This window comes from Streptomyces sp. NPDC052225 (assembly GCF_040679615.1).
Lineage (GTDB): Bacteria > Actinomycetota > Actinomycetes > Streptomycetales > Streptomycetaceae > Streptomyces.
In genome coordinates, this window is sequence record NZ_JBFAVD010000050.1 from 1 (window position 1) to 21,948 (window position 21,948).

The following is a 21,948-nucleotide window of genomic DNA, read 5'->3' on the forward strand; positions in this document are numbered from 1 at the left end:
GGCGGCCCTGTTTCGTTGCCGGGTGCGGGTGGTGGTGGGTTGCTCGCGCAGTTCCCCGCGCCCCTGAGATGCGCACCTCCGGTGCGGCATCTCCCCGATGAAGGCTCAGCGGCGAAGCCGCAAGCCTTCAGGGGCGCGGGGAACTGCGCGACCAGCCACGACGAGAGCCGCACCCGGCAAGGCAACGGGCGCCCTACGGCGCTACACCCGTTCCACGATCGTGGCGATGCCCATCCCCCCGCCGACGCACAACGTGGCGAGCCCGTACCGGAGGTCCCGCCGCTCGAGCTCGTCGACCAGCGTGCCCAGGATCATCGCCCCGGTCGCCCCCAGCGGATGTCCGAGCGCGATCGCACCCCCGTTGACGTTGACCTTGTCCAGGGAGAGCCCCATGTCCCGCACGAAGCGGAGCACCACCGCCGCGAAGGCCTCGTTGATCTCGACGAGGTCGATGTCGTCGATGGTCAGGCCCGCCTTGGCGAGCGCCTTGCGGGTGGCGGGCGCGGGCCCGGTGAGCATGATGGTCGGCTCGGAGCCGGAGACGGCCGCCGACACGATGCGGGCGCGCGGCGTGAGCCCGCTCCGCTCCCCCACCTCGCGCGAACCGATGGCGACGAGCGACGCCCCGTCGACGATGCCCGACGAGTTGCCCGCGTGGTGGACGTGGTCGATCTTCTCGACCCAGTGGTACTTCTGGAGCGCGACCGCGTCGAACCCGCCGAGGTCACCGATGTCGGCGAAGGACGGCTTCAGCTTGGCCAGCGAGTCGGCGGTCGTGCCGGGGCGCAGGAACTCGTCGTGGTCGAGGACGGTCAGGCCGCTGCGGTCCTTGACCGGGACGATCGACCGCTCGAAGCGCCCGTCCTTCACGGCGGCGGCAGCCCGCTCCTGGGAGAGCGCCGCGTACTCGTCGACGTCGCGCCGCGAGAAGCCCTCAATGGTGGCGATGAGGTCGGCGCCGATGCCCTGCGGCACGAACCCGGTGTCGAAGTTGGTCATCGGGTCGGCGAACCAGGCACCGCCGTCGGAGGCCATGGGCACGCGCGACATCGACTCGACGCCGCCGGCGAGGACGAGGTCCTCCCAGCCCGAACGGACCTTCATCGCGGCCAGGTTGACCGCTTCGAGGCCCGACGCACAGAAGCGGTTCTCCTGGACGCCCGCCACCGTGTCCGGCAGCCCGGCCGCGATGGCGGCGATGCGGGCGATGTCGGAGCCCTGGTCGCCGACGGGGCCGACGACACCGAGGACGATGTCGTCGATGGCGGCGGGGTCGAGGCCGGGGAAGCGGGCCTGGATCTCGTGGATGAGGCCGACGACCAGGTCGATCGGCTTGGTGCCGTGCAGGGAGCCGGTGGCCTTGCCGCGGCCGCGCGGGGTGCGGATCGCGTCGTAGACGTACGCGTCAGTGGTCACGGAGGTGCCTTTCGGAGCAGCGGAACGAGGGTCGGGTCAGGACAGCAGCGAGCGGCCGATGATCTCCTTCATGATCTCGGTCGTGCCGCCGTAGATGGTCTGGATGCGTCCGTCGGTGAAGGCCTTCGCGACGCGGTACTCGGTCATGTAGCCGTATCCGCCGTGCAGTTGCAGGCAGCGGTCGGCGACGCGCTTCTGGAGTTCGGTGGCCCACCACTTCGCCATGGAGGCGTGCACGGCGTCGAGGGTTCCCGCGGAGTGGTCCTCGATGCAGCGGTCGAGGAACGTACGCGTGACAGCGCACTCGGTGGCCATCTCCGCTATCTCGAACCGGATGTGCTGCAACTTCGCGAGGGGCCGTCCGAAGGCCTCGCGCTCCTTGACGTAGCTCGTGGTGATCTCCAGGAGGTGCTCGGCGGCCGCGATGGCGGCGACGGCGATGCCCATGCGCTCCTGGGCGAGGTTCGTCATCAGGTGGATGAAGGCGCCGTCGCGCTCGCCGAGCAGGTTCTCCTTCGGGACGCGGACGTCGTTGAAGAACAACTCGGCGGTGTCCTGGGCCTTCTGGCCGATCTTGTCGAGGTTGCGGCCGCGCTCGAAGCCCTCCATGCCGCGTTCGACGACGAGGAGCGAGAGTCCGCGCGCACCGCCTTCGGGGGTGGTCCTGGCGACGACGATGACGAGGTCGGCGAGGATGCCGTTCGAGATGAAGGTCTTCGAGCCGTTGAGCAGCCAGTGGTCGCCCTTGTCCTCGGCGGTGGTGCGGATGCCCTGGAGGTCGGATCCGGCGCCGGGTTCCGTCATGGCGATCGCTGTGATCAGCGAGCCGTCGCAGAAGCCGGGCAGCCAGCGGCGCTTCTGCTCCTCGGTGGCGAGCGTGGTGAAGTACGGGCCGATGATGTCGTTGTGCAGTCCGACGGCGAGCCCGGAGGCGCCGGCGCGGGTGAACTCCTCGGCGAGGACGGCGCTGTAGCGGAAGTCGGTGGTGCCGCCGCCCCCGTACTCCTCGGGCACGGCGAGCCCGAGCAGGCCCTGGCGTCCGGCGGCGAGCCACGCGTCGCGGGCGACGATGCCGTCCTTCTCCCACTGTTCGTGGTGCGGGGTCACCTCCTTGGCGAGGAAGGTGCGGACGGTCTCGCGGAACGCCTCGTGCTCGGCGCTGAACAGGCGTCGTTCCATGCTTGCGGTCAACTGCCTTTCGTCGAAGGGTCGGTGGGCTCGTTCAGGTCCGGTACGCCCCAGTCGCGGGCGACGTCGGCGGTGTCGGCGCCCGGCAGCGCGGGGCCCGAGCGGACACCGGCGGGCGTGGACGAGAAGCGGGGCGCGGGGGCGGGCTGGGTGATGCCGCCGTGGTCGACGAAGGTGCCGCGGGCGGCCAGATGCGGATGGGCGGGCGCCTCGCGCAGCGAGAGGACGGGGGCGACGCAGGCGTCCGAGCCCTCGAAGACGGCCGTCCACTCGTCTCTCGTACGGTCCTTGAAGCGGGCGGCGACGGCGTCGCGGAGCTCGCCCCAGCGTGCCAGGTCCTTGCGGGCGGGCGCGCTGCCGGCGAGCCCCATCAGCTCGATGAACTCGTCGTAGAACTGCTGCTCCAGGGCGCCGACCGCCATGTACCGGCCGTCGGCGGTCTCGTACGTGCCGTAGAACGGGCAGCCGCCGTCGAGCAGGTTGGCGCCGCGCCGGTCCTGCCAGCCGCCGGCCGCGAGCATGCCGTGGATCATCGCGGAGAGGTGGGACGCGCCGTCGACGATGGCGGCGTCGACGACCTGTCCGGTGCCGGTCTCGCGCGCGTGGTGGAGGGCGGCGAGGATGCCGACGACGAGGTACATCGAGCCGCCCGCGTAGTCCCCGACGAGGTTGGCGGGGACGGTCGGCGGCTCGTCCGGCTTGCCGATCATGCCGAGGGTGCCGGTGAGGGCGATGTAGGCGATGTCGTGTCCGGCGCGCTGTGCGAGGGGGCCTTCCTGGCCCCAGCCGGTCATCCGGCCGTAGACCAGCTTCGGGTTGCGGGCGCGGCAGTCCCCGGGTCCGACGCCGAGGCGCTCGGCGACGCCGGGCCGGTAGCCCTCGATCAACACGTCGGCGCGCTCGACGAGTTGGAGCACCCGCTCCGCGCCGCCCTCGGCCTTGAGGTCGACGAGCACGGAGCGCTTGTTGCGGTTGGTGATGTCGTACGCCGGGTCGATCGCGAGCCCGGAGCCGCCGGGCCGGTCGACGCGGACCACATCGGCGCCGAGGTCGGCGAGGAGCATCGCGGCGAAGGGGCCCGGCCCGATGCCGGCGAGTTCGACGACGCGCACTCCGGCGAGCGGGCCGCCGTGCCCCTCACGGGTTTCCGTGCCTGCCACTGCCATCCGCCACGCCCCCACGTCTGTGACACAACTGATGTAACACCAGTGATGCTAAGAACCCGGCCCGGTGAGCACAAGCCCCGAACGAGCAAGCGCTTAGCCAATTTACGGGCTCACGTACGCGTCACCCTCGGTCGGCACGCAAAGTGGACACCCGCCTTCCGGTGACCACCCGGAGTAGTGGGGTATTCGGGGATTTCGTACGTAACTTCCACGGAAGGGAGACGAAGACATGCACGGAAGTCGAGTGCTGACACTGACGGCCGTCACCGGGATGTCGTTACTGGGGCTCGTGGGATGCGGGGGCGACGGTGATTCGGGGGACGAGGCCTTCAAGGGCAAGAGCGCCGACCGGATAGCGGCCGACGCGGTCAAGGCCACGGAGCAGGCCGACTCGATGCACGTGAAGGGCACGGTGCAGCAGTCCGGCGGGGAGGACCTCAGCGTCGATCTCGCCGTGGACCAGCGCAAGAACTGCGACGGCACCATCAGGACGGCGGGCACCACCGCCGACGTGCGCCACCTCGACGGCACGCTCTATCTGCGCGGCGACGAGAAGTACTGGCAGGCAGCCCTGAAGGAGCAGCCGGGGGCGGCCAAGATCGTGCCGAAGGTCAAGGACAAGTGGGTCAGGACGCCGGCGGACGACTCCATGACGCAGGGCCTGTGCGACAAGCAGGGGCTCGTGGCGTCGATGGACGAGGACAAGTCGGAGCGCAAGGGGATGAAGAAGGCGGGCACGACGTCTGTCGACGGCAAGGACGCGATCAAGCTCACGAAGAAGAAGGCTGGCGGCGAGACGCTGGCGCTCTACGTCGCGACCGAGGGCAAGCCGTACATCCTGCGCACCACGTCGAGCGGCGGCGACAACCCCAACACCGCGACGTTCACGGACTACGGCAAGGCCGTCGAGCCGCAGAAGCCGTCGGCCGACGAGACGGTCGACCTGAAGGCGCTCGCGGCCTCGTCGCAGCGGACCTGACCCCGGGCGCCCCCGCGGGAGCTCACTCGCCGCGGCCCGCGTCCAGTTCGGCCACGCGTCTCTTGGTCGCGACCGCCCGGTAGGACTCCTCCACCCAGTCGCACAGCAGCTCCGCGGCCGGCGCGCCCTTCTCGTCCAGCGGGACACGGACCCACCCCGCCTTGCCGAGCCCGTATCCGGCGGGCTCGGCGCCGGGGGCGGTCAGGGCGTGGGCGTGGGCCTCCTCGTCCTTGAGCTTGACGGTCAGGCCCATGGGGTACGTGCCGTCGGCGACGCCCATGAAGACGAACACCTTCTTGTCGACCTTCGCCACGGTCTCGCCCCAGGGGAACTCCTCGGTGGCGCCGGGCAGGCCGAGGGCGAACTCCCGCACCCGCTCCCACGTGCGCAGAGCGCGCTGCGACGGCTTCTTGGGTTCGCCCACGGCGACCTCCGCTCCCGGGCAGGGGCCCCTGCGACCCCACTCCCCGTCCACGCTAGCCTCGGCCACCGACAACGGCGCGCGACGCACGGTGAGGGATGTCATGAACGAGTCGGGTACGACAGACGGCAGGACGGACAGGCCGTACGACGTGGTGCTGTTCGGGGCGACGGGCTTCGTGGGGGTGCTCACCGCCGAGTACCTCGCGGCGCACGCGCCCGAGGGGCTGCGGTGGGCGGTCGCGGGGCGGGACACCGCGAAGCTGGAGCGGCTGCGCGAGCGGCTGACCGGGATCGACCCGGCGTGCGCGGTGCTGCCGCTGGTGCGCGCGGACGTCGCCGACCCGGCGAGCCTGCGCGAACTGGCCACCCGCGCGCGGGTGGTGGCCTCGACCGTCGGCCCGTACCTGGAGTACGGCGAAGGGCTCGTCGCGGCCTGCGCCGAGGCGGGCACCGACTATGTGGACCTCACGGGCGAGCCGGAGTTCGTGGACCTCATGTATGTGCGGCACGACGCACGCGCGCGCGAGACGGGCGCCCGGCTGGTGCACGCCTGCGGCTTCGACTCGATCCCGCACGACCTGGGCGCGTACTTCACCGTGCAGCAGCTGCCGGAGGGCGAGCCGCTGCGGGTCGACGGCTTCGTACGGTCGAACGCGACGTTCTCGGGCGGCACGTTCGCCTCGGCCCTGAACCAGTTCGGGCGGGCCCGGCAGATGTTCGCCGCGCAGCAGGAGCGGCGGCGCCACCAGCCGCGGCTCGTGGGCCGCACGGCGTACGCGCCGACGGGAACTCCGCGCTTCGCCAAGGAGGTCGGGGCGTGGGCGCTGCCGCTGCCCACGATCGACCCGCAGGTGGTGCAGCGCTCGGCGCGCGCCCTGGAGCGCTACGGCCCCGACTTCCGCTACCGGCACTACGCGGCCGTGAAGTCGCTGCCGGTCGCGGTGGGCGGGGTCGCGGCGGTCGGCGCCTTGTTCGCGGCGGCCCAAGTGCCGCCCGCACGGCGCTGGTTGGGCGGGCGGCTGCTGCCCGGAGACGGTCCCGACGAGGCGCGCCGGGCGAAGAGCTGGTTCTCGGTGCGGTTCGTCGGCGAGGGCGGCGGGCGCCGGGTCTTCACCGAGGTGGCCGGCGGCGACCCCGGGTACGGGGAGACGGCGAAGATGCTCGCCGAGTCCGCGATGTGTCTCGCCCAGGACGAACTTCCGGACACGGCGGGGCAGGTGACGACGGCGGTGGCGATGGGCGACGCGCTGATCGCGCGGCTGAGGGCGGCCGGGATCACGTTCCGGGTCGCTGCCGAGCGGTGAGAAGAGCGTCCCGGCACAGTCGGTCGGCCCGGCGCGTGGTCTCCGGGACGCGGTAGGACGGGGTCAGGGACAGCGCGTGGGCGCACGCGTTGTCCAGGGAGATCCGATGCCCGACCGACACATAGACCGGTTTCACGCCGTCGCGGGTGCGCAGCGCGCGGCCGACCTCCTCGGCGCCGTCCAGGAGAGCGGCAGCACTCCCCCGCGCCGGCCCCAACTCCTCGTGCGCGAAGGCGAACGGGTTCTTCGCCACGCCCATGGTGGGCAGCCCGGTGAGCACGCCGAGGTGGCTCGCCAGGCCGAAGCGGCGGGGGTGCGCGAGGCCGTAGCCGTCGCAGACGACGAGCCCCGGGTCGGTGCGCAGCGCCTTCAGCGCGCCGAGCACCGCGGGGATCTCGCGGAACGCCAACAGCCCCGGCACGTAAGGGAAGGCCACGTGCCCGACGGCCGTCGCCTCCTCAAGGACGGCGTGCGTCGCCGCGTCCAGGACGACGGCCGCCGCGGCGACGACATCGTGCTCGTCGTCGTATGCGACGTCGATACCGGTGACGGTTCCGGTGCCCGGCGTCGGCCCTGTCTCGTCCAGGACGACGCGGTCGCGCAGCGCGTCCTGCACCGCGCGCGCCGCGGCCTCGTCCGCCGGCCAGCCGTCAGGGATCCCCGTGGTCGTGAGCATGCCCCAACCCTAGCCAGCCGGGACCCGCACCCCTCCATAATGTAAGGCATGAATGAGTCCACTGACCCTTACCTCTTGGAGCCGGGCGTCCCCCCGGTCGACGTCTTCCAGCGGCTGCGCACGGACGCGGGCCTGTCCGACAAGTCGCCGGAGGCGGTCGCCCTGGCCCTGCCGAACACCTGGTACGGCGTGGTGCTGCGGCACCGCGGGGAGCCGATCGGGATGGGCCGGATCATCGGGGACGGCGGCACGGCGTTCCAGATCGTCGACATCTGCGTCCACCCGGACCACCAGGGCGCGGGCCTCGGCAAGCGGATCATGGCCGCGCTCACGGAGGAGCTGGAGCGGCGCGCGCCCGCGACGGCGTACGTGTCGCTCGTCGCGGACGGTCCCGCGAAGTTCCTGTACGAGAAGTTCGGCTTCGTCGAGACGTCGTCGTACGGGTCGGTGGGCATGTCGCGCATGATGACCGGCGCCCAGTAGCGCCGCTCAGGCCGATGCGGCCAGCCAGTCCGCGTAACGCGTGGGGGCCAGGCGGGCGTCCGGGCCCGCGATCAGGACATCGCCCTCGACCGCGGCGAACATGCCGGCCGTGTCGTCGGTGATCACGGGGCGGGGGTCCTTGCGGGCCGCGAGCGTGAGGCGGCCCAGCTCGTCCAGGGGGAGGACGTCGGGGCCCGCCACGTCGAGGATGCCGTTCAACGCGGGGGCGGTGGCGACGTCGGCGAGGGCGGCGACCACGTCGGCGGTGGCGATCGGCTGGACACGGGTGGCGGGCAGCCGGACGGCCTCGTCGTCGGAGGTCCAGGACAGGACGGCGTCCATGAACTCGTAGAACTGCGTGGCGCGCACGATCGAGTACGGGGTGGGGCCCTGCTTCAGGAGGTCTTCCTGGAGCGTCTTGGCCCGGTAGTAGTCGAGCTGCGGCACCTGGTCGACGCCGACGATGGAGAGGGCGATCTGATGGCCGACGCCCGCACGCTCGCCCGCCGCAAGGAGGTTGCCCACCGTGGTGCGGAAGAAGGCCAAGGACGCCTCGTCGAAGGTCGGCGAGTTCGTCACGTTGACGACCGTGTCGGCGCCGGCGAGCGCCTGGTCGAGTCCTTCGCCCGAGAGCAGGTCGACGCCGGTCGACAGGGATGCGGCGACCACCTCGTGGCCCGCGCCGCGCAGGGTCGAGACGAGCTGGGATCCGATGAGACCCGTACCGCCGATGACCGTGATCTTCATGGCTGAACCCTTCTTTCGTTAACTCGGATATTTTCTGTCCGAGATACCGACATGCTACTCGGATACTCTGTGTCCGAGTCAAGTTGTGCCGGCTGAGGCGTCCGGGCCGAGGCATCCGAGTCACGAGGGAGCGCGCGTGAAACTGTCCGGCGGAGTCGAGTGGGCGCTGCACTGCTGTGTGGTCCTGACGGCGGCGACCGACCCGGTCCCCGCCGCCCGTCTCGCGCAGCTGCACGACGTCTCGCCGAGCTATCTGGCCAAGCAGATGCAGGCCCTGTCCCGGGCCGGCCTGGTGAGGTCGGTGCAGGGCAAGACCGGCGGGTACGTGCTGACGCGGGCCGCCGCCGAGATCTCGGTCCTGGACGTGGTGCAGGCGGTGGACGGGGCGAGCCCGGCGTTCGTGTGCACCGAGATCCGGCAGCGCGGCCCGTTCGGCACACCGCCCGAGGCCTGCACGAAGCCGTGCCCGATCGCCCGCGCGATGGCCTCGGCGGACGCGGCGTGGCGGGAGTCGCTGCGCGCCGTCTCCGTCGCCGATCTGGTCGGCTCGGTGGAGCGGGACAGCGGCCCTGACGCGCTGCCCGGCATCGGGGCGTGGCTCGACGCGGCGCACGACAGCGCCGGGTGAGACGGGCCCCGCTCGGTAATCCACACCGGGGAGGGAGGGCCCCTGCGTAGCCTGTCGACCATGTTTGTACTGGAACTGACCTACACGGCACCCATCGAGCACGTCGACGCCCTCATGGAGGAGCACCGCGCCTGGCTCGACGGGCACTTCACGGCGGGCACCTTCCTCGCCGCGGGCCGCAAGCAGCCGCGCGACGGCGGCATCATCATCGCCGCGGGGGACGACCGCCCGGCTGTCGAACAGCTCACGGCGACCGACCCCTTCGTGACCGGCGGGGTGTGCGCGTACCGGATCACCGAGTTCGTCGCGGTGAAGACCGCGCCCGAACTGGCCTCCTTCCGGCAGGAGTTGCCGGCCGGCTGACGACACGGGTACGCCGTACCCACCGGAATCAGAAGCCGTCCCGCGGCACTTGGCATGCCGATGGACACGCGTTCCCCCTGCGTTCAACTCGCCTTTCCCGTGCGTGACTTACGCGCTCTCTATGGTCCTTGAGGCCTGCGAGAGAGGGGTGGCTCATGGACGGACCGCACGCCGTACGGGCACGCGGCATCGCCAGGAGTTTCGGGGAGGTGATCGCGCTCGACGGCATCGATCTGGAGGTCGGGCGGGGCCGGATCCACGGCCTGGTCGGACCGAACGGGGCGGGCAAGACGACCTTGCTCGGGCTGCTGCTCGGCCTCGCCGCGCCGGACGGCGGAACCCTGGAGGTACTGGGGACGCCGGCCGGCCGGGGGCGGCCCGCGCCCGAAGGGGTCGCCGGGTTCGTGGACGGGCCCGGCCTGTACCCGTCGCTCACCGCACGCCGGAACCTCGGCGCGCTCGCCGCGCTGCACGGACGCGACGCGCGCACCCCGGCCGTCGACGAGGCGCTCGCCGAGGTCGGCCTCACCGAGGTCGGCCTCACCGAGGTCGGCCTCACCGAGGTCGCCGACGACCGCACCCGCGGCTTCTCAAGACGCCGCCGGACTGCGGCCTCGACACCCCGGCCGCCCAGGACCCGAGGGACGCGGCCGTCCCCTCGAACGAAGTGCCCGCCTCGCAGCGGGAGTTGGCGGCCGAGTGGGACGCGTGGAAGGCGAAGCAGCGGCTGACCGGACCGCACGCCGTGCCGGACTTCGCCAACCCCGCGCAGATGAACCACTTCACCTGGTACGAGACCCACGGCTGGACCCGCCCCTACCCGGGCGAGAAGAAGCTGTACGCGCCGAAGGAGGTGCCGGGCGCCTTCATCCCCTCCGCCGAGAACGACGGGTAGCCGTCAGGGAAGGACGGGTGGCCGTCAGGGGCGGTGGGCCACCGCCACCCGCCCCTTCTCGCCGGACGCCCAGCAGCCGCCGTCCCGCGTGCAGTCCACGGTGTCGTACGAGCCGGTGTCCACGGTGCGCCAGGTGCGGCCGCCGTCGGTGGTGAGGTCGGTACCGGTGGGTCCGACCGCGAGGGCCGCGGCACGGGAGTGCGGGAGCCAGGCGACGCCGGAGCGGTACGCGGGCGGCGGCTGGTCCGACCCGGTCCAGCTGCGGCCCGCGTCGCCGGTGACCGCGGCCGCCCGCGGCGAGGGCTGGTCGGCGCGGTAGTCGCCTCCGACCGCGATGCCGTGCGTACGGTCACGGAAGGCGAGTCCGAAGACGCCGCGCGCCGGGTCGCCCGCCGGGATCGGGGTGTCCGTCGCGGTCCAGGTCACGCCGCGGTCGGCGGAGTGCAGGACGCGGGCGGTCGCGCCGCCGCCCGTGGCCAGCCAGACGTCCTTCGGGCCAGAGGCCACCAGGCACTGGCCGGACGCCGCGAAGCCCGCCTCGCCGCTCTGCGCGGGCGGCATGCCGGCGCTCGGCAGGACCGTCCACGAGCGACCGCCGTCGCGGGTCGACAGGATGCGGTACTTGCCGTCCACCGGGTCGCTCATCGCGAGCCCGTGCCGGTGGTCGAAGAACGTGACGCAGTCGTAGAACGCCTTCAGGTCCGGGTTGCGGAACGACTCCGTCCAGCTCGCACCGCCGTCGTCCGTGCGGAAGATCCGGGAGGCCTCGCCCTCGCCGATCGCCAGGGCCACGGCGCGGCGCGCGTCGAACGCCTCGATGTCGCGCAGTTCCAGGCCGGCCGCTGCGGGTGGGGACACGTCCTTCCAGTGCGCGCCGGCGTCGCCGGTGCGCAGGACGGTGCCCTTCGAGCCCGCGACCCACGCCGTGTCACGGTCGACGGCGGCGAGACCGCGGAACCGTACGTCCGTGTTCGTGGGTCTCAGTTCCCAGACGGAGTTCTTCTCCGTGCCGGGCGTGTGTGCGGCGGCCGGTACGGAGGCGGCGACCGCCAGCACCACCGCACCCAGAGTCATCAGTGTTCGCAGTGTTCGCAATGTCCTCGGCGTGCTCTGTCCCCTCATGGCGCGCGAAGCTAGCCCACTGTCCCGATCACGTCCAGAGCACCAGGGTTGAAACCGGTGACAGAGGTCACTCGCATTTCACCTGACTTGAGGTGCACGGATTCCGTCGTTCCGGCGTCTATTCAAGTGAGGCCGTCCCATCGTCCGTCGTCCTCCGTCGAGCCGTCACTAGGGAGCAGGCGTTGTCGTCCACCGTCATCGAGCAAGCCGTTGAGGCCCGTCTCGTCGCAGCCGCGCCGCGGATGGCGAGCATCCCCGCGACCCTTCGCTACGACGTGCGGGACCCGTTCGCGGTCCGTATGTCCTTCCCGGCCCCGGCGACACTCGAAGGCGTCGACGTGTGCTGGACCTTCGCGCGTGAGCTGCTGTCCACCGGCGTGGCGGAGTCGGCGGGCACCGGTGACGTGCGCGTGCGGCCCTACGGCTACGACCGGACCGTCCTGGAGTTCCACGCCGTGGAGGGCACCGCGATCGTGCACGTGCGCACGGGAGAGTTGCAGCGGTTCCTGACGGACACGGCGGAGCTGGTGCCGGCCGGTTCGGAGGCCCTGCACCTGGACATGGACGGCGACCTGGCGGAGCTGATGCGGGACGCCCACTGACGCGGGACGCCCCTGATACGGGACGCCCCCTGAGCCGGTGCGCCGCGTGACGTGACACAAAAAGTTCACCAAGCAGTTCCTCGCCCGCCGATCAGGTGATCCAATCTAGGCGCCGAGGGGGTGGGGAACAGATGGCGTACGCACGGGCGTTCGCGTGCGGCGCGGTCGCGACGCTGGCCGCCGCCGCTCTGCTGCTCCGCCCCGACCCGGATCTGCTCGACTCCGGGAAGGGGCCCCTCGGCCGCTGGGGCATCGTTGTCATCGCGCTCTGTGTCGCCTGGGCGGTGGGCGTCATGTTCGCGACGGAGCGGCTGCGTCCGCGCATCCGCGGCGGGTCCGCCCCACTGCCGCCGCGCGAGGACCGCCTGCGCCGGACGCTGATGCCGCTGCTGCTCGCCGGGCCCGCGGCCCTCGGCGTCCTCGCCCTGGTGCTGCACCACTTCACCCCTCACCAACCCACCGTGGCGCCCCTGCCCGCCGCCCCGCCCACGCCGTCGCAACCACCCCGCCTCGGCAAGGGTGCGCCCGCGAACCCCGACGGCTTCTCGCTGTCTCCCTACGTCCTCCTGATCATCCCGGCCGTCATCGCACTGGTACTGCTCGTCCTCCTCGTACGGCGACTGCTGCGCCGGGGCGGCTTCGCGCTGCCGCCGCCCGCGCCGCCCGCCGTGCCCGCGGCGGACGAGGAGCGGGAACTGCTGTTTTCCGCGGTCCGTTCGGGGCGGCGCGCGCTGGCCGACGGGGTCGACGCGCGGGCCGCCGTCATCGCCTGCTACGCCGCGATGGAGGAGGCCCTCGCCGTCTCCGGTGTGGGCCGCCGCGCCTCCGACAGCCCCGCCGATCTGCTCACCCGCGCGTCCCGGGCGGGCTTCGCCCAGGGACCGGCGGCGCCCCGCCTGACCGCGCTGTTCCGGGAGGCGCGGTACTCCACGCACCCCATGGACGACGCCCAACGCACGGCCGCCGCCGAGGCGTTGGAGGAGATCGCGGCGCGCCTTCAGGAACGGGAGGCGTCCGCGTGAGCGACCGGTTCGACGCCAGACCCGACAGCCGGGCACACCCTCTTCTGACACTCCGTCAACTCGGTCTGCTGTGCGCCCTCATCGCCACCTCGGGGCTGCTGCTCGTACTCCTCGTCGACGGTGCGGCCGCCGCCGGGTCCGTCGTCACCGTGCTCGCCGTCGTGGCACTCATCGTCGCGCGGTACGCGGCGGGCGCGGACGTCTTCGACTCCGCGCGCCGCGAGGACGTACGCCTCCTGCGGACACGGGCGCCGGGCATGGGCGAGTGGCGGCGCAACGTCCGCACGGCCACCGGACCCGACGGCTCCCTCTACTACCGCGCCGTGCTCCGGCCCGAGCTGCGCCGGCTGTTCGCCGCCGCGCTCGCCGAGCACCATCATGTCTCGCTCGACCAACAGCCGCGGCGTGCCGCCGAGTTGATCGGCGCCGAGCTGTGGCCGTGGCTGGGTCACGAGCAGCCCGGCACCGGGCCGCAGGGCGAGGTCCCGGTCGAGGTCGTTGGCCGCCTCGTCGAGCGCTTGGAGGCGCTCAACGCACCTCGCCCCCGCACCCGTTCCCGTAACCGCACCGGCAGTCAGGAAGAAGTGACGTGACGAGTTCCTTTCCGGCGGAGGCATCCGACGCGTCCGCCCCGCTGACCCCGCAGCAGGCCGGCGAGCGGGCGCGCTCCGTGCTGCGCGAGATCGGCCGCGCCGTCGTCGGCAAGGCGGACGCCCTCGAACTGGTGATGCTGGGCGTCCTGGCCGGCGGTCATGTGCTCGTCGAGGACCTGCCGGGTCTCGGCAAGACGCTGCTCGCCCGGTCGTTCGCGACGACGCTCGGCCTGGACTTCCGGCGCATCCAGTTCACGCCCGACCTGCTGCCGTCGGACGTCACGGGCGCGTCGCTCTACGACCAGCGCACCGGCGAGATGGTGTTCCATCCGGGTCCGGTCTTCACGCATCTGCTGCTCGCCGACGAGATCAACCGGACGCCGCCCAAGACGCAGGCCGCACTCCTTGAGGCGATGGCCGAGGCGCAGGTGACGGTGGACGGGGCGACGCGTCCGCTGGCCGACCCGTTCATGGTCATCGCCACCGCCAACCCCGTGGAGTACGAGGGGACCTACTCGCTCCCCGAGGCACAGCTCGACCGGTTCCAGCTGCGCGTACGGATGGGGTATCTGGCCGCCGATGAGGAGCTCGCGATGCTGCGGGCGCGGGTCGACCGGGCCGCGCCCGAGGCCGTGCTCGACCGGCTCGTGGGGCCCGCCGACGTGGTGGCGTGGCGGGCCGTCGTGGAGCGTGTCGAGATCGACGACGACCTGCTCGCGTACGCCGTCGAACTCGTGGGCGCGACCCGCGAGCACCCGCAGATCAGCATCGGGGCGTCGCCGCGCGGCGGTCTCGCCCTGGTCCAACTCGCGCGTGCGCGGGCCGTGTTGGAGGGGCGCGACTTCGTGATCCCGGAGGACGTCAAGGCGCTCGCGGTGCCCGCGCTCGCCCACCGGGTGTCCCTGCGGCCCGAGTTGTGGGTGCGGGAGGTGTCCACGGACGACGTGTTGCGCGAGGTCGTCGACAGCGTGGCCGCGCCGACGACGCGGCGCACGGCCGCCGTGTCGTCGTGAGCGTTGCCGGGCACCGGCCCGACGCGGCGGTGGTGCGCGCGCTCGAAGGCCGCACCGAGCCGTCGCGTCCCGGCTCCGCGCCGCCGTCCGGACCGCGCCTCGGCGAGCGGCCGATGCGGCTGCTCACGGTCGCCGTCGTCGCACTCGGCGCCGCCCTCCTGACCGGTCAGGCGTGGCTGCTCGCGCTCGCCGCGGGGCCCCTCGTCCTGCTCGCGCTCGCACTGCCGCGCGCCTTCGCCACCCGCGTCGAGACCGCGGTGACCGTGGAGCCCCGGCGCTGCTTCGAGGGCGACACCGTCACCGTCCGGATCTCCGTCGCGCACGACGGCGGCGACGTCCGCCTCGACCCCGGCGTCACGGTCGGGCCCGGCGTGCGGCTCGACGGGGTCGCCGTCGGCGCGTCCACGGTGACCCTGCGCCACACGGCGCTGCTGTGGGGGCGCTGGACCCTGGGCCCGGTCGACCTCGACGTGTACGACGCCGGTGGCACCGTGCGCCGGACCGTGCGGGTCGACCCGGTGGAGGTCTCGGTGTTCCCGCACGCCGCGCACGCCTCGTTCACGCCGATCCCGGTGCGGCTGCCGCAGCGCCTCGGCGAGCACGCGTCCGCGCAGCACGGCGAAGGGGTCGAGGTCATCGGCGTGCGGGCGTGGGAGCCGGGTGAGCGGCAGCGGCGGATTCACTGGCCGTCGACGACACGGCGCGGCAGCGTGCAGCTGTACCGGTTCGCGGCGGAGCGGGCCGCGGACACGGTGATGCTGATCGACGCGTTCGGTGACGTCGTCGACCCGGTGACCGGGGTCTCCTCGCTCGACGAGACGGTCCGCGCGGCGACGGGGCTCGCCCGCGCGTATCTGCGGACGCACGACCGGGTGGGGGTCGTGTCGACCGGCGGGACGACGCGGTGGTTGCAGCCGGGGACCGGGGACGCGGCGTTCTACCGGATCGTCGAGAGCATCCTCGACGTCCGCAGGGACCGGAGCTTCCAGGCGGCCGGTCTGGAACGCGTCCCGCCACCCGCGCTGCCCGAGGGCGCCCTCGGGTACGTGTTCACGCCGCTGAGCGACGCGCGGATCCTGAAGGTGCTGCGCGATCTCCAGGGGCGGGGGCGGCGGCCGGTCGTGGTGGAGATCCCCAGCGGGGACCCCACGGTCGAACCGGGCGATGTGGCGGGCGAGTTGGGGCTGCGGCTGTGGCGTGCGGAGCGGGACGCGATGCGGTTCGCTCTGCGGGACAGCGGGGTTCCGGTGTTGCGGCACGTCGTGGGTGAGCCGCTCGATCTGGCGTTGGCTCCGCTGCTCGCGGGGCGGGTCGGGGGGCGGCCTCGGTGAGCCTCTGGCGGGAGTACGCGGCGTACTGGGCGGGGACCGTGCCCGTACGGGTGCTCGGTGTCGGGCTCGTCGTCGCGACGTATCGGCCGTGGGCGTCCGGGCACAGTGCGCTCGGCACGACGGTGTTCGTGTGCGGGGCGCTGTTCGCGGCGTGGGCGGCGCCCGGCGTGGACGCGCGTCCGGCGCTCGCCTCTTCGTACTGGGCGCATCGGCTGGCCCGGCACCGCACGACGGTCCTGGCCTGCGTCGCGGTGACGTTCGCCGCGCTCGGGGAGCCGGGGGTGTGGGAAGGGGCGTGTGCGGCGGTGCTGCTTGTCGGCTATCTCGCGGCGAGCGACGCGTGGTCGGTGGGCGTGACTGCCGTACGGGGGCGGGGGCGGGTCTGGGGTGAGGCGCTCGGGGCACTGGCCGGGGCCGGGGTGGTGCTGGCTGCGGCGGCCGTGCCTGTGTCGGGGGGCGGGGTGGGGGCCGGGCGGTTGTTGGCGGTGGTGGTGGTTGGGGGCGGGGTGATTGGGGGGCTGGTGGTGTGGCGGGGTCGGGGATAGGGGGTAGGGGGTGCGGGTGGTTGGCAGGTGCGGGTTGTGTGGGGCTGGGCGCGCAGTTCCCCGCGCCCCTGAACGGCCGCCTTCGCGGCTGCCCGAGGGCCTTGTTCGGCGGGTGCCCGTCGTACGTGGTTGCTCGCGCCGTTCCTCGCGCCCCTGATGGGGCGCTCTCGCGGCTGCCGGATGGACGTGGGTGCTCGGCGTCGCCGAACAGCCGCCTTCGCGGCTGCCCCAGAGCCTTGTTCGGCGGGTGCCGGTTGTACGTGGTTGCTCGCGCCCCTTTCGGGGCGCTGGTTTCTCAGGGTGTGTAGCGGGTTCGGAAAGTGGTGAGGGTGGTGGGGCAGCGGTCTGTTACCTGGATCGGGGGCCAGGTCCATTGGGCCACCGGGATGTTCGGGGTGCGGGTGAAGGTGATCGGGCCCCGGGTGCCCTCTGCCTTCAGGTGCGGCCATGACACCCTGCCTTGGGTGCGTAGGGACTCGGCCAAGGCCGTGATCGTGTCCCAGCCCTCGTAGGCCACGAAGGACGGCAACTCGCCCAGGAGAGTGGCCAGTTGTTCGGTGACGCGTTCGGCCAGCGGGGATGAGTGTTCCGGCAGGTAGCGCAGGAAGGGGATGCCGGCTCCGTCCGCTCCGAGCGCCGATGCCCAGCCGGGGAACTCCGGTTGGCCGGCCGGGGCGCCGATCAGGACATGGGACAGCCTCGGGTCCGCCCGGACCGCCTTCACGATCGGCACCGCCGGGTCCGGCGTGCCGACGAGGAGAAGGAGCGCCGTCGCGCCGTCGGCGGCGAGCGCGTCGCAGAGGGCGGCCGGGGTCGACGCGTTCGCGGCGAGTTCGACGACGCTGCCGCCGCGGGGCGTGACGTGGTCGCGCAGGATGCCCGTCCCCGTCGCCCAGTAGACGCTCGGCTGGGTTGCCACGGCGATCCGGCGGTGGCCCTCGGCCAGCAGGAAGTCGGCGAAGATCCGCCAGCCCCGGGACTGCGGCGGAGCCAACCGCGCGACCCAGCGCGCGGGTGCGTCGGTGAGCGCGTCGAGCACCGCGGAGGAACACAGGAACGGCACACCGACTTCCTCGGCCCGCGCGGCGGCCGCCCGGGCGACGACGCTGTGGTACTCCCCCGCAACGGCGGCCACCCCCAGATCCGCCAGCTCCCGGACGGCCGCCTCGGCCCGTAGCGGATCGGCCGCGGTATCCCTGACCAGCAGTTCCAGTGGCCGCCCGCCGATCCCGCCCGAGGAGTTGACCTCGTCCACGGCCAGCTCCATGCCCGCGAGCAGATGCCGGCCGGCGTCGACCCAGCCGGGCGGCGTGAGCGGGGCGAGAGCTCCCACCCGTACGGCGTGCGGCGACGACAGCGGTGTCTGCGGTGGCGTGGTCATGGGCGTCATTGGATCCGGCGCCGGGCCGCGCGGGCAACCGTAAATAATCCGTTGACCGGGGTCCCTGGGCTCCCTACCGTGGTGGACGGTTCTGTTGCCGTCGATCGGAGAAGGACGTTGCTCGTCTGAGGTCTTGAGACACCGCGCATGTCACGCTGCCGCGCTCATCGCTGCGCGCGTACGGACATGCCGTCGTGTGCGACCTCGGCATCCCGAGCCGTCCTCCCGCCGGAACAGGCCTTTTTGTTGCCCCTTGACATGGCCCCGCGGTGTCTCGAACGCGTCGCACCCCGTCACCGTGCCCTTCGAGCAACCGCGAGGCCTGTATGTCATCCTCCCGTTCCACTTCCCGTTCCACGGGTCACCCCCGCTCCGTCCCCGCGTCCGTCGCGTGCACCGGACTGACCTACGTCTGGCCGGACGGCACCGGCGTCTTCGACGGTCTCCAGGTCGCCTTCGGACCCGGCCGCACCGGCCTGATCGGCGTCAACGGGTCGGGAAAATCAACCCTGTTGAGGCTGATCGCCGGTGAACTGACGCCCGGCGACGGCACCGTGCGGGTCAGCGGCGAGATCGGCTACCTGCCGCAGAACGTCACGCTCGACACCGCGCTCCGCGTCGACGAGACCCTCGGCATCGACAGGGCCCGCGCCGCGCTGCACGCCATCGAGGCCGGCGACGTACGCGAGGAGAACTTCACCGCCGTCGGCGACGACTGGGACGTCGAGGAGCGGGCCCTCGCCACCCTCGCCGAACTCGGCCTGGAATCACTCGACCTGGACCGCGCCATCGGCGAGGTCTCCGGCGGCGAGTCCGTGCTGCTGCGGCTCGCGGCCCTGCTCCTGAACCGCCCGGACGTGTTGCTGCTCGACGAGCCCACCAACAACCTCGACCTGCACGCTCGCCGGCGCCTGTACAGCGCCGTCGAGGGCTGGTCCGGGGTGATGATCGTCGTCAGCCACGACCGGGAACTCCTCGACCGCGTCGACCAGATCGCCGATCTGCGCGCGGGTGAGGTCACCTGGTACGGCGGGAACTTCTCCGCGTACGAGGAAGCTCTCGCCGCCGAACAGGAGGCGGCCGAGCGGATGGTGCGGGTCGCCGAGACGGATCTGAAGAAGCAGAAGCGCCAACTCGCGGACGCGCAGGTCACGTTGGCGCGGCGGCGGCGCTACGGGCAGAAGATGTGGGACACCAAGCGCGAGCCGAAGATCGTGATGGGGGCCCGCAAGCGCGCGGCGCAGGTCTCCGCGGGCAAGCACCGCATCCTGCACGAGGAGAAGCTCGCCGAGGCGAAGGAGCGGCTCGACGAGGCCGTGGAGGCGGTGCGCGACGACGACGAGATCCGCGTCGACCTGCCGTTCACCGCGGTGCCGCCGGGCCGCGAGGTCCTCACCCTGCGCGGCCTCCAACTGGCGTACGGGGCAGGCGATCCGGTGCAGTTCGAGGTGCGCGGCCCGGAGCGGATCGCGCTCGTCGGGCGCAACGGCTCGGGCAAGACGACACTCCTTCGCACGATCGCCGGGGAGCTGGAGCCGGTCGGGGGCGAGGCGCTCGCGCACGTACCGCTGCGGTTCCTGCCGCAGCGCCTGGACGTACTGGACGAGGAGCTGAGTGTCGCGGAGAACGTGGCCCGGTTCGCGCCGGACGCCACCAACAACCGGATCAGGGCGCGGCTCGCCCGCTTCCTGTTCAAGGGGGCGCGGGCCGACCAGCCGGCGGCGACGCTCTCCGGTGGCGAGCGGTTCCGTGCGGCACTGGCCGCGCTGATGCTCGCCGAGCCCGCGCCGCAGCTGCTCCTGCTCGACGAGCCGACGAACAACCTGGACATGGCGAGCGTCGCCCAGCTGACGTCGGCCCTGGAGTCGTACGAAGGCGCGCTGATCGTGGCCAGCCACGACATGCCGTTCCTGGAGTCGATCGGGGTGACGCGATGGCTGCGCATGTGAGGGGGACGTAGGGAGAGACGCAGGGAGAGGTGACAGGCGGGTAACGGGGGATTCCGCCCGGCGCGTCCTGCTGTGCATGATGTGCGCGTCCTCACATGCCGGGGCGCTCACCTCACGCACCACCCGCCATCGCCTTGGAGTCACCCGTGCCCAGCAAGAAGGCCCTCGTCCGCCGCCCGGGACCGCGTCTCGCCGACGGCCTCGTCACCCACCTCGAGCGCACGCCCGTCGACGTCGACAAGGCGCAGGCCCAGTGGCAGGGGTACGTCGACGCGCTGGAGGCGCACGGCTGGGAGACGTTCCTGGTGGAGCCGGCCGACGACTGCCCGGACGCGGTGTTCGTGGAGGACACCGTCGTGGTCTTCCGGAACGTCGCGCTGATCACCCGCCCGGGAGCCGAGCAGCGGCGCGGCGAGATCCCCGGGGTCGAGGAGGCCGTGGCGCGGCTCGGCGCGTCCGTCAACTGGGTGTGGGAACCGGGCACGCTGGACGGCGGCGACGTACTGAAGGTGGGCGACACTCTCTACGTGGGCCGCGGCGGGCGGACGAACGCTGCCGGGGTGCGGCAGATGCGGGCCGTCTTCGAGCCGCTCTGCGCCCGGGTCGTCACCGTGCCCGTGGCCAGGGTGCTGCATCTGAAGTCGGCGGTGACGGCGCTGCCGGACGGCACGGTCATCGGGTACGAGCCGCTGGTCGACACCCCGTCGCTGTTCCCCCGCTTCCTGCCGGTGCCGGAGGAAGCCGGGGCGCATGTGGTGTTGCTCGGCGGAGACCGGCTACTCGTGGCGGAGAGTGCCCCGAAGTCCGCGGAGCTCTTCGCGGACCTCGGTTACGAGCCCGTCGTGGTGGACATTTCGGAATTCGAGAAGCTGGAGGGTTGTGTGACGTGCCTCTCAGTTCGCCTGCGGGAGCTCTACGCGTAACCACGACTCTTTATGGGGCGCTTAACCTACGGCAACGTAACCTACGACACCGTAGGTAAAACCGCTCGCTGTACCTCCGTCCCCCAGGAGCCCCCGTGACCGTCATCTCCCCCCGCCTCGGCTCGTCGACCAACTGGACCGACGCCCGCCTTCTGTACGCGCTGGAGGAAGTGGTCGAGAAGGAGCTGAACCGGCACCTGAAGGTCGCCAAGGACTGGATGCCGCACGAGTACGTGCCCTGGTCCGACGCCCGCAACTTCCCCGGCCTCTTCGAGGACGGCCAGGCCTGGGAGAAGGAGCAGTCGAAGGTCACCGAGGTCGGCCGGACCGCCCTGATCGTCAATCTGCTGACCGAGGACAACCTGCCCAGCTACCACCACGAGATCGCGACCCTCTTCGGCCGCAACGGCGCCTGGGGCACCTGGGTGCACCGCTGGACCGCGGAAGAGGGCCGGCACGGCATCGTGATGCGCGACTACCTGCTCGCGTCGCGCGCCGTCGACCCGGACAAGCTGGAAGCCTTCCGCATGTCGCACATGAGCGAGGGCTATGAGTCGGACAACAACCACTCGATGCTGCACTCGATCGCGTACGTCGCGTTCCAGGAGCTGGCCACGCGCATCTCGCACCGCAACACCGGCCACCAGTCCGGTGACCCGGTCTGCGACCGGATGCTGGCGCGCATCGCGACCGACGAGAACCTGCACATGGTCTTCTACCGCAACCTCCTGAAGGCCGCGTTCGAGCTCACCCCCGATCTGACGATGCGCGCCGTGCGCGACGTCGTCGTGGACTTCCGGATGCCCGGACACGGCATCCCCGGCTTCGAGCGGGCCGCCGCGCAGATGGCGATCGGCGAGGTCTACAACATGCGCATCCACCACGACGACGTGCTCCAGCCGGTGCTGCGCTTCCTGAAGGTCCTGGAGATCGACGGTCTCGGCCCCGAGGGCGTCAAGGCGCAGGAGGAGCTCGGCCTGTTCATGAACGGCCTGGACGCGGAGGCGTCGAAGTTCGACGAGAAGCTCGCCGCTCGTAAGGCCAGGATGGCGGCGAGGGCAGCCTCCTAGGGGCGCGGGGCTGTATCGATCAGCGGCTCCGCCGCGGGGCGCGAGCAACCCACGAAATGCCGCAGTCGCGTCTGCTCACCGGACGGGGAGGCGCGGCAGCGGGATTTGTGTGGGTGGGGGGGCCGGTGC

General features: G+C 72.1%; 22 protein-coding genes and 2 pseudogenes. 16 read left to right on the top strand and 8 right to left on the bottom strand.

Annotated elements, in window-relative coordinates; all coding sequences use genetic code 11:
* Nucleotides 1-201: 201 nt before the first annotated feature.
* Genes AB0L37_RS37410 through AB0L37_RS37420 form a run of 3 tightly spaced genes read right to left on the bottom strand, consistent with a single transcriptional unit; the run spans nt 202 to nt 3,770 of the window.
* A complete protein-coding gene (locus AB0L37_RS37410) occupies nt 202-1,416 on the bottom strand; it encodes an acetyl-CoA C-acetyltransferase (RefSeq protein WP_365516306.1) in 1,215 nt (404 codons plus the stop codon).
* A gap of 36 nt (nt 1,417-1,452) precedes the next feature.
* Entirely contained in the window at nt 1,453-2,595 is a 1,143-nt protein-coding gene (locus AB0L37_RS37415; RefSeq protein WP_365516309.1) for an acyl-CoA dehydrogenase family protein, read from the bottom strand.
* 8 nt (nt 2,596-2,603) lie between these two features.
* Nucleotides 2,604-3,770: a CaiB/BaiF CoA-transferase family protein gene (locus tag AB0L37_RS37420; RefSeq protein WP_365516312.1), complete on the bottom strand. Its 1,167-nt coding sequence runs from the start codon at nt 3,768-3,770 to the stop codon at nt 2,604-2,606.
* A 229-nt stretch (nt 3,771-3,999) separates the two neighbouring features.
* Here AB0L37_RS37420 and AB0L37_RS37425 point away from each other — a divergent pair, with 229 nt between their 5' ends.
* Complete coding sequence (locus tag AB0L37_RS37425) at nt 4,000-4,749, top strand: hypothetical protein (protein ID WP_365516315.1); 750 nt, start codon at nt 4,000-4,002, stop codon at nt 4,747-4,749.
* A 22-nt stretch (nt 4,750-4,771) separates the two neighbouring features.
* Here the strand turns inward: AB0L37_RS37425 and AB0L37_RS37430 are convergent, their stop codons facing one another.
* Complete coding sequence (locus AB0L37_RS37430; protein WP_365516318.1) at nt 4,772-5,173, bottom strand: MmcQ/YjbR family DNA-binding protein; 402 nt, start codon at nt 5,171-5,173, stop codon at nt 4,772-4,774.
* Between the two features lie 100 nt (nt 5,174-5,273).
* Between AB0L37_RS37430 and AB0L37_RS37435 the strand changes: the two genes are divergently transcribed.
* Complete coding sequence (locus AB0L37_RS37435) at nt 5,274-6,476, top strand: saccharopine dehydrogenase NADP-binding domain-containing protein (protein ID WP_365516321.1); 1,203 nt, start codon at nt 5,274-5,276, stop codon at nt 6,474-6,476.
* Here the strand turns inward: AB0L37_RS37435 and AB0L37_RS37440 are convergent.
* A complete protein-coding gene (locus tag AB0L37_RS37440; protein WP_365516323.1) occupies nt 6,448-7,152 on the bottom strand; it encodes an endonuclease V in 705 nt (234 codons plus the stop codon). The two genes, AB0L37_RS37435 and AB0L37_RS37440, sit on opposite strands and share 29 nt — an antisense overlap.
* A 48-nt stretch (nt 7,153-7,200) precedes the next feature.
* On the opposite strand from AB0L37_RS37440, the gene AB0L37_RS37445 reads away from it, so the two are divergent.
* A complete protein-coding gene (locus AB0L37_RS37445) occupies nt 7,201-7,635 on the top strand; it encodes a GNAT family N-acetyltransferase (RefSeq protein WP_365516326.1) in 435 nt (144 codons plus the stop codon).
* Nucleotides 7,636-7,641: 6 nt separating this feature from the next.
* Here the strand turns inward: AB0L37_RS37445 and AB0L37_RS37450 are convergent, their stop codons facing one another.
* Nucleotides 7,642-8,382, bottom strand: coding sequence for an NAD(P)H-binding protein (locus AB0L37_RS37450; RefSeq protein WP_365516329.1), 741 nt, complete (start codon nt 8,380-8,382; stop codon nt 7,642-7,644).
* A gap of 136 nt (nt 8,383-8,518) precedes the next feature.
* Between AB0L37_RS37450 and AB0L37_RS37455 the strand changes: the two genes are divergently transcribed.
* The 4 genes and pseudogenes from AB0L37_RS37455 to AB0L37_RS37470 all read left to right on the top strand — a co-directional run.
* Nucleotides 8,519-9,010 (top strand): Rrf2 family transcriptional regulator, encoded by a 492-nt coding sequence (locus tag AB0L37_RS37455; protein ID WP_365516332.1) that lies wholly within the window; start codon nt 8,519-8,521, stop codon nt 9,008-9,010.
* A gap of 60 nt (nt 9,011-9,070) precedes the next feature.
* The gene (locus AB0L37_RS37460) at nt 9,071-9,373 is read left to right on the top strand and encodes a YciI family protein (RefSeq protein WP_365516335.1); all 303 of its coding nucleotides are present in this window, start codon (nt 9,071-9,073) and stop codon (nt 9,371-9,373) included.
* 155 nt (nt 9,374-9,528) lie between these two features.
* Nucleotides 9,529-9,966: pseudogene (locus tag AB0L37_RS37465) on the top strand (ATP-binding cassette domain-containing protein); the annotation flags it as partial.
* Nucleotides 9,963-10,268, top strand: a pseudogene (locus tag AB0L37_RS37470) (phosphoesterase); the annotation flags it as partial. The pseudogenes AB0L37_RS37465 and AB0L37_RS37470, both read left to right, overlap by 4 nt.
* A 24-nt stretch (nt 10,269-10,292) precedes the next feature.
* Here AB0L37_RS37470 and AB0L37_RS37475 read toward each other — a convergent pair.
* Nucleotides 10,293-11,342 carry an oxidoreductase gene (locus tag AB0L37_RS37475; protein WP_365516338.1) on the bottom strand — a complete coding sequence of 350 codons (1,050 nt, stop codon included), beginning with the start codon at nt 11,340-11,342 and terminating at the stop codon, nt 10,293-10,295.
* 290 nt (nt 11,343-11,632) lie between these two features.
* Between AB0L37_RS37475 and AB0L37_RS37480 the strand changes: the two genes are divergently transcribed.
* From AB0L37_RS37480 to AB0L37_RS37505, 6 genes are all read left to right on the top strand, one after another.
* Nucleotides 11,633-11,992, top strand: coding sequence for an SsgA family sporulation/cell division regulator (locus AB0L37_RS37480; protein WP_365516366.1), 360 nt, complete (start codon nt 11,633-11,635; stop codon nt 11,990-11,992).
* A 131-nt stretch (nt 11,993-12,123) separates the two neighbouring features.
* On the top strand, nt 12,124-13,014 hold the full coding sequence (locus AB0L37_RS37485) for a DUF4129 domain-containing protein (protein WP_365516341.1): 891 nt from the start codon (nt 12,124-12,126) through the stop codon (nt 13,012-13,014).
* Complete coding sequence (locus AB0L37_RS37490) at nt 13,011-13,607, top strand: hypothetical protein (protein ID WP_365516343.1); 597 nt, start codon at nt 13,011-13,013, stop codon at nt 13,605-13,607. Before AB0L37_RS37485 ends, AB0L37_RS37490 begins: the two co-directional genes overlap by 4 nt.
* Nucleotides 13,604-14,620, top strand: a complete 1,017-nt coding sequence (locus tag AB0L37_RS37495; RefSeq protein WP_365516346.1) for a MoxR family ATPase — start codon at nt 13,604-13,606, stop codon at nt 14,618-14,620. Before AB0L37_RS37490 ends, AB0L37_RS37495 begins: the two co-directional genes overlap by 4 nt.
* A complete protein-coding gene (locus AB0L37_RS37500) occupies nt 14,617-15,951 on the top strand; it encodes a DUF58 domain-containing protein (RefSeq protein WP_365516349.1) in 1,335 nt (444 codons plus the stop codon). The genes AB0L37_RS37495 and AB0L37_RS37500 overlap by 4 nt, the downstream gene beginning before the upstream one ends.
* Nucleotides 15,948-16,496, top strand: a complete 549-nt coding sequence (locus AB0L37_RS37505; RefSeq protein ID WP_365516352.1) for a hypothetical protein — start codon at nt 15,948-15,950, stop codon at nt 16,494-16,496. The genes AB0L37_RS37500 and AB0L37_RS37505 overlap by 4 nt, the downstream gene beginning before the upstream one ends.
* A 295-nt stretch (nt 16,497-16,791) precedes the next feature.
* Here AB0L37_RS37505 and AB0L37_RS37510 read toward each other — a convergent pair whose 3' ends face one another.
* Entirely contained in the window at nt 16,792-17,877 is a 1,086-nt protein-coding gene (locus AB0L37_RS37510) for an ABC transporter substrate-binding protein (RefSeq protein ID WP_365516355.1), read from the bottom strand.
* Between the two features lie 326 nt (nt 17,878-18,203).
* Here AB0L37_RS37510 and AB0L37_RS37515 point away from each other — a divergent pair, with 326 nt between their 5' ends.
* From AB0L37_RS37515 to AB0L37_RS37525, 3 genes are all read left to right on the top strand, one after another.
* Nucleotides 18,204-19,826 (top strand): ABC-F family ATP-binding cassette domain-containing protein, encoded by a 1,623-nt coding sequence (locus tag AB0L37_RS37515; protein WP_365516358.1) that lies wholly within the window; start codon nt 18,204-18,206, stop codon nt 19,824-19,826.
* A gap of 146 nt (nt 19,827-19,972) precedes the next feature.
* The gene (gene ddaH, locus AB0L37_RS37520) at nt 19,973-20,749 is read left to right on the top strand and encodes a dimethylargininase (protein ID WP_365516361.1); all 777 of its coding nucleotides are present in this window, start codon (nt 19,973-19,975) and stop codon (nt 20,747-20,749) included.
* Nucleotides 20,750-20,844: 95 nt separating this feature from the next.
* Nucleotides 20,845-21,819, top strand: a complete 975-nt coding sequence (locus AB0L37_RS37525) for an acyl-ACP desaturase (protein WP_365516364.1) — start codon at nt 20,845-20,847, stop codon at nt 21,817-21,819.
* Nucleotides 21,820-21,948: the final 129 nt, after the last annotated feature.

Coding starts and splice junctions, on each gene's coding strand:
- AB0L37_RS37440 (WP_365516323.1), bottom strand. CDS start 7,152: ATGCTCACGACCACGGGGATCCCTGACGGCTGGCCGGCGGACGAGGCC.
- AB0L37_RS37435 (WP_365516321.1), top strand. CDS start 5,274: ATGAACGAGTCGGGTACGACAGACGGCAGGACGGACAGGCCGTACGAC.
- AB0L37_RS37460 (WP_365516335.1), top strand. CDS start 9,071: ATGTTTGTACTGGAACTGACCTACACGGCACCCATCGAGCACGTCGAC.
- AB0L37_RS37485 (WP_365516341.1), top strand. CDS start 12,124: ATGGCGTACGCACGGGCGTTCGCGTGCGGCGCGGTCGCGACGCTGGCC.
- AB0L37_RS37450 (WP_365516329.1), bottom strand. CDS start 8,382: ATGAAGATCACGGTCATCGGCGGTACGGGTCTCATCGGATCCCAGCTC.
- AB0L37_RS37445 (WP_365516326.1), top strand. CDS start 7,201: ATGAATGAGTCCACTGACCCTTACCTCTTGGAGCCGGGCGTCCCCCCG.
- AB0L37_RS37480 (WP_365516366.1), top strand. CDS start 11,633: ATGGCGAGCATCCCCGCGACCCTTCGCTACGACGTGCGGGACCCGTTC.
- AB0L37_RS37510 (WP_365516355.1), bottom strand. CDS start 17,877: ATGACCACGCCACCGCAGACACCGCTGTCGTCGCCGCACGCCGTACGG.
- AB0L37_RS37515 (WP_365516358.1), top strand. CDS start 18,204: ATGTCATCCTCCCGTTCCACTTCCCGTTCCACGGGTCACCCCCGCTCC.
- AB0L37_RS37415 (WP_365516309.1), bottom strand. CDS start 2,595: ATGGAACGACGCCTGTTCAGCGCCGAGCACGAGGCGTTCCGCGAGACC.
- AB0L37_RS37425 (WP_365516315.1), top strand. CDS start 4,000: ATGCACGGAAGTCGAGTGCTGACACTGACGGCCGTCACCGGGATGTCG.
- AB0L37_RS37475 (WP_365516338.1), bottom strand. CDS start 11,342: ATGACTCTGGGTGCGGTGGTGCTGGCGGTCGCCGCCTCCGTACCGGCC.
- AB0L37_RS37420 (WP_365516312.1), bottom strand. CDS start 3,770: ATGGCAGTGGCAGGCACGGAAACCCGTGAGGGGCACGGCGGCCCGCTC.